Source organism: Rhizobium sp. P1_E1 (assembly GCF_056406015.1).
This window is the reverse complement of sequence record NZ_JBFUAY010000273.1, coordinates 1-5,232: the sequence shown is the minus strand read 5'-3', so window position 1 is coordinate 5,232 and position 5,232 is coordinate 1. Positions and strand designations below refer to the sequence as shown.

The 5,232-nt window shown below is 61.2% G+C and carries 6 protein-coding genes; 1 reads left to right on the top strand and 5 read right to left on the bottom strand.

The features are described from left to right. Positions 1-63: 63 nt before the first annotated feature. The 3 genes from lysA to argH form a co-directional block, all read right to left on the bottom strand. A complete protein-coding gene (gene lysA / locus AC1D1Z_RS33760) occupies positions 64-1,332 on the bottom strand; it encodes a diaminopimelate decarboxylase (RefSeq protein ID WP_131647606.1) in 1,269 nt (422 codons plus the stop codon). A gap of 11 nt (positions 1,333-1,343) precedes the next feature. Then, positions 1,344-1,556: an LPS translocon maturation chaperone LptM gene (gene lptM, locus AC1D1Z_RS33755; RefSeq protein WP_018243782.1), complete on the bottom strand. Its 213-nt coding sequence runs from the start codon at positions 1,554-1,556 to the stop codon at positions 1,344-1,346. Between the two features lie 132 nt (positions 1,557-1,688). Next, the gene (gene argH / locus AC1D1Z_RS33750; RefSeq protein ID WP_131647607.1) at positions 1,689-3,092 is read right to left on the bottom strand and encodes an argininosuccinate lyase; all 1,404 of its coding nucleotides are present in this window, start codon (positions 3,090-3,092) and stop codon (positions 1,689-1,691) included. A gap of 26 nt (positions 3,093-3,118) precedes the next feature. Between argH and tlpA the strand changes: the two genes are divergently transcribed. After that, positions 3,119-3,781: a thiol:disulfide interchange protein TlpA gene (tlpA, locus tag AC1D1Z_RS33745; RefSeq protein WP_131647608.1), complete on the top strand. Its 663-nt coding sequence runs from the start codon at positions 3,119-3,121 to the stop codon at positions 3,779-3,781. 178 nt (positions 3,782-3,959) lie between these two features. Here the strand turns inward: tlpA and AC1D1Z_RS33740 are convergent, their stop codons facing one another. Further along, entirely contained in the window at positions 3,960-4,841 is an 882-nt protein-coding gene (locus AC1D1Z_RS33740) for a 3-hydroxybutyryl-CoA dehydrogenase (protein ID WP_003543296.1), read from the bottom strand. A gap of 148 nt (positions 4,842-4,989) precedes the next feature. Next, on the bottom strand, positions 4,990-5,232 hold a 243-nt coding region (locus AC1D1Z_RS33735; protein WP_477853173.1), incomplete at its 5' end, for an electron transfer flavoprotein subunit alpha/FixB family protein.

Sequence of the window (5,232 nt, the reverse complement as noted above, 5' to 3'; positions counted from 1 at the left end):
CTCTAACTCTTTCAATCCTCGCATCGTGCTTTCCGAAAATCGTCCGATTTTCGGGCCGATGCGCTAGTCGAGCCAGGCCGGAACGGAATCGAGGCTGATCAGTTCGGCATAGGTTCTGCGCGGTCGAATCGTATGGAAATCGCTGCCCCTGACCAGAACTTCGGGCACCAGCAGGCGGCTGTTATAAGTGCCGGCCTGGACCGCACCGTAGGCGCCGGCAGTGCTGACGGCCATCAGGTCGCCGGGCTTCGGCATCGCCATCTCGCGGTCGAGCGCCAGATAATCGCCGGTCTCGCAAACGGGGCCGACCACGTCGGCGCGGATGCGGGGGGCGTTGGCCGCCGAAATCGTTACCGGCCGGATCTCGTGATAGGCCTCGTAGAGCGTCGGGCGGATGAGATCGTTCATCGCGCCGTCGACGATGACAAAGGTCTTTTCGCCGCCATCCTTCACATAGAGGACCTCGGTCACGAGGATGCCGGCATTGCCGACGATCAGGCGGCCGGGCTCGGTGATGATCTTGCAGTTTAGACCGCGCAGCTGGTTCTTGACGATTGCCGCATAGGCGTCCGGCAGCGGCGGCGGATTGTTGTCGTCCTTGTAGGGGATGCCGAGGCCGCCGCCGATATCGACGTGGTGGATGGTGTGGCCGTCGGCGCGGAGCGTCGCGACAAGGTCGTGCAACAGCTTGAAGGCGTCGTTGAAGGGCTGCAGTTCCGTGATCTGACTGCCAATATGCATGTCGATGCCGGTAACCTCGATGCCCGACAGCTTGGCGGCATGGGCATAGATGGCGCGGGCGCGCTCCCAGGAGATGCCAAACTTATTTTCCTTCTTGCCGGTCGAGATCTTGGAATGCGTCTTCGCATCGACATCCGGGTTGATGCGGAAGGAGACCGGCGCTTTCTTGCCCGCGCTGACGGCGCGCTGATTGAGGATCTCGAGCTCGGGCTCGGATTCGACGTTGAAGCAGTAGATGCCGGCCTCAAGCGCAAAATCCATCTCGGACGGCGTCTTGCCGACACCTGAGAACATGATGCGGCTCGCCGGAATATCGGCGGCAAGCGCGCGGCGCAGCTCGCCTTCCGAGACGACATCGATGCCGGCGCCGAGGCGGCCCAGCGTCTTCAGCACCGCCTGGTTCGAATTCGCCTTCATCGCATAACAGACCATGGAGTCCATGTCGGCGAAGGCTTCCGAAAAGACGCGGTAGTGGCGTTCCAGCGTCGCGGTGGAATAGACGTAGAAAGGTGTGCCGACCGCCTTGGCGATCTCGGGAACGGGAACGTTCTCGGCATGAAGGACGCCGTCACGGTACTCGAAATGGTTCACGGGCTTATGCCTTAAAGAAGGGGATCGAGAAGGAAGGGCTTGTCGACAGTTCCCGGCTGTTTCGTCGGCTTGGAAACGTCGCCTTCCTTGGTTGCCGCAGCACTCGGCGGATCGAGGTCGCCCTTGCGCCCGCATCCGGCAACGGCAAGGCCGATGACGGCGAGAACCGCCGTCAGGCGGATGAGATGCGGCAAGCTCTTCATGGATATCCTCTTCTGCGGCATGTGCTGGCATCATTCATATCGAATGATGGACATCTTCATAGCGAAGTTTATCCGCCTTGTGCACCCTGATTGTTGGACGGTCTTTCCACCTGCAGGAAGGGTGTGGCGGCTCTTCGCCACGCCTGATATCTCTTAGTTGCGGGCGCGCCAGAAGGCGATCTGCCTGCGCACTTCGGACGGCGCCGTGCCGCCGAAGCTCTTGCGGCTGGCGACCGAGGCCTCGACGGTCAGCACGTCGTAGACCTTGTCGGTGATGTCGGGGTGGATCACCTGCAGATCGGAAAGCGGAAGTTCGGCAAGGTCGCAGCCCTTGCTTTCGGCGAGTGCTACGGCGCGGCCGGTCACGTGATGGGCATCGCGGAAGGGGAGGCCGGCTTCGCGCACCAGCCAGTCGGCAAGATCGGTCGCCGTCGAATAGCCGGAGCCGGCGGCCGCCTTCATACGCGCGGTGTTGATGGTCATGTCGCGCACCATGCCGGTCATGGCAGCGATTGCCAGTTCCAGGCTCTCGGCTGCGTCGAAGACCTGTTCCTTGTCTTCCTGCATGTCCTTGGAATAGGCGAGCGGCAGACCCTTCATGATCGTCAACAGCGCCACCAGCGAGCCGTTGATGCGGCCGGTCTTGGCGCGCACCAGTTCAGCGGCATCCGGATTCTTCTTCTGCGGCATGATCGACGAGCCGGTCGAGAAGGCGTCGGAGAGACGCACGAATCCGAATTGCGGGGTCGACCAAATGACGATCTCTTCTGCCAGACGCGACAGGTGCATGCCCGCAATCGCCGCGATCGACAGGAATTCGATGGCGAAATCGCGGTCGGAGACCGTATCGATTGAGTTGCGGGTCGGCTCGCGGAAACCGAGCGCCTTGGCTGTCATGTGGCGGTCGATCGGATAGCCGGTGCCGGCAAGGGCTGCGGCGCCGATGGGGCTTTCATCCAGATGCTCGATGGCGTGGCGCACGCGCGAGCGATCGCGGCCGAACATTTCGACATAGGCCATGCAGTGATGGCCGAAGGTAACGGGCTGGGCGGTCTGCAGATGGGTGAAGCCCGGCATGACGCTTTCGGCATGTTCTTCGGCGCGGTCGAGGAAGGCCGCGATCAGGCCGGTCAGCATCTGCTCGGTCTTCTGCAGCTCTTCCTTCACCCAGAGGCGGAAGTCGAGCGCCACCTGATCATTGCGCGAGCGGGCGGTGTGCAGGCGGCCGGCGGCCGGTCCGATGAGCGTCGCCAGGCGTGCCTCGACATTCATGTGGATGTCTTCGAGCTGACGCGAGAATTCGAAATTGCCGCTTTCGATTTCTGACAGGATCGTGTTTAGCCCGTGAACGATCTTGTCCTTATCGTCTGATGAAATGATCGCCTGATGGGCAAGCATGGTCGCGTGGGCGATCGAACCGCGGATGTCCTGGGCGAATAGCTTCTTGTCGAAACCGATCGAGGCATTTATCTCCTCCATGATCGCGTCCGGGCCGGAGGCGAAGCGCCCACCCCACATCTGGTTGGAGGATTTGGTGTCCGTGTTGTTCTCGGCCATGGAAGATGCCCGTCCTGGAGAATGAAATGACGACGAAAAAACCCTTCGGCCTGCCGTCCGGAAAATTGATCGCAATCGCCGCCGTCGGCGGTGTCGTTGCAGGTGCGGCAGCGGTATACGTGAAGGAGAAGGGGATTGGCAATGGGATCGGCAGCAGCGCTTCGGCCGAATGCTCGCTGGCGAAGGAGCGTGCTGCCAATCTGGCACCGCTCATGAAGGGGCAGGTGGCCGCCATGGTTGCCGCCACCGAGCCGCGCAAGCTGACGGCGGTTTCCTTCAACGGGCCGGATGGCAAGCCGCTGACGCTCGATCATTTCGCCGGCAAGACCGTGCTTCTCAATCTCTGGGCCACCTGGTGCGTGCCCTGCCGCGAGGAAATGCCGGCGCTGAACGCACTCGAAAAGGAGATGGGTAGCGACAGGTTCCAGGTCGTGCCGGTCAATATCGACACCGGCGACGATGAGAAGCCGAAGACGTTCCTGACTGAAACCGGCGTCGATGCGTTGCAGCTCTACCGCGACAATACGATCGGCGTGTTCAACAGCCTGAAGAAGGAAGGCCTTGCCTTCGGCCTTCCGGTGACGCTGCTGCTCAACGACAAGGGCTGCCTGATCTCCGCCATGAACGGCCCGGCCGCGTGGGATAGCGAAGACGCGAAGGCGCTAATCAAGGGTGCGATCGGGTCGTAACGACGTTGATCAGGAGTCCCCATCTCCTCTCATGAGAAAGACGCCGGCGATTCCGATAAGGACGCAGCATTGCAGCAGGAACATGGGTGTTTCGGTCGACATGGCGTTTCCTCCCGTTCCCGGCAAGGAAAGCATTTAGCGGGCGCTCGGTCTATTCGCCCTTTCAGGTGATGGCCGCTTACCGCGTCGGGACCGGCACTTCGCCACGATAGTCATAGAAGCCGCGGCCGGACTTGCGTCCGAGCCAGCCGGCTTCGACATATTTTACCAGCAGCGGGCAGGGACGATATTTCGAATCCGCCAGGCCATCATGCAGCACCTGCATGATCGAGAGGCAGGTGTCGAGGCCGATGAAATCGGCAAGCTGCAGCGGTCCCATCGGGTGGTTGGCGCCGAGCTTCATCGCCGTATCGATGGCGTCGACCGTGCCGACGCCTTCATAGAGCGTGTAGATCGCTTCGTTGATCATCGGCAGCAGGATGCGGTTGACGATGAAGGCAGGGAAATCCTCGGCGACGGTGATGGTCTTTTCCAGAGTTCCGACGAATTCCTTGGCGGCGGAAAAGGTCTTCTCGTCGGTCGCGATGCCGCGCACCAGTTCGACCAGCTTCATCACCGGCACCGGGTTCATGAAATGTATGCCCATGAAGCGCTCGGGGCGGTCGGTGGCGGCAGCAAGCCGGGTGATAGACAGGGAAGAGGTGTTGGTGGCAAGCAGTGCTTCCGGCTTCAGGACCGGACAGACCTGCGTATAGATCTTGCGCTTGACCGTTTCATCCTCGGTGGCGGCCTCGATGACGAGATCGGAGGGGGCGAGATCATTGACATCGGACGAGCCTGTGATGAGCGACAAGGTCGACTTGCGCTCCTCTTCGGTCATCTTGCCGTTCGTCACCAGGCGGGCCAGGTTGCCGTTGATGGTGGCAAGGCCAGATTCGATGCGGTCCTGCGAGAGATCGTAGATGTGAACCCTGTAACCTGCGGCGGCCGAAACATGCGCGATGCCGCAGCCCATCTGACCGGCACCGATAATACCAATATTCTTCAACACCGCATTCATCTCCAAACCCCCGCACGGCATTCGCCCCCGCGCCGCCGCATTTTTCTAGCAATACTGCCGGACGAAGGATCGCCCGGCAGCAGTAGTAGCCCGATAAAAGATAATTTTCCAGTCATTCGCAAGTGCGAAAGAAAAGCATTTGGCGCGGTCAGAGCGCCTTTTGCAATTCCGGCAGGGCGTCGAAGAGATCGGCGACCAATCCGTAGTCGGCGACCTGGAAGATCGGCGCCTCCTCGTCCTTGTTGATGGCGACGATGACCTTCGAATCCTTCATGCCGGCCAGATGCTGGATGGCGCCTGAAATGCCGCAGGCGATATAGAGCTGCGGCGCCACCACCTTGCMGGTCTGGCCGACCTGCCAGTCGTTCGGCGCATAACCGGCATCGACGGC

Excerpts from the sequence above, each read along its gene's own strand:
- lptM (WP_018243782.1), bottom strand. The coding sequence starts at position 1,556 with ATGCCGCAGAAGAGGATATCCATGAAGAGCTTGCCGCATCTCATCCGC.
- argH (WP_131647607.1), bottom strand. The coding sequence starts at position 3,092 with ATGGCCGAGAACAACACGGACACCAAATCCTCCAACCAGATGTGGGGT.
- tlpA (WP_131647608.1), top strand. The coding sequence starts at position 3,119 with ATGACGACGAAAAAACCCTTCGGCCTGCCGTCCGGAAAATTGATCGCA.
- AC1D1Z_RS33740 (WP_003543296.1), bottom strand. The coding sequence starts at position 4,841 with ATGAATGCGGTGTTGAAGAATATTGGTATTATCGGTGCCGGTCAGATG.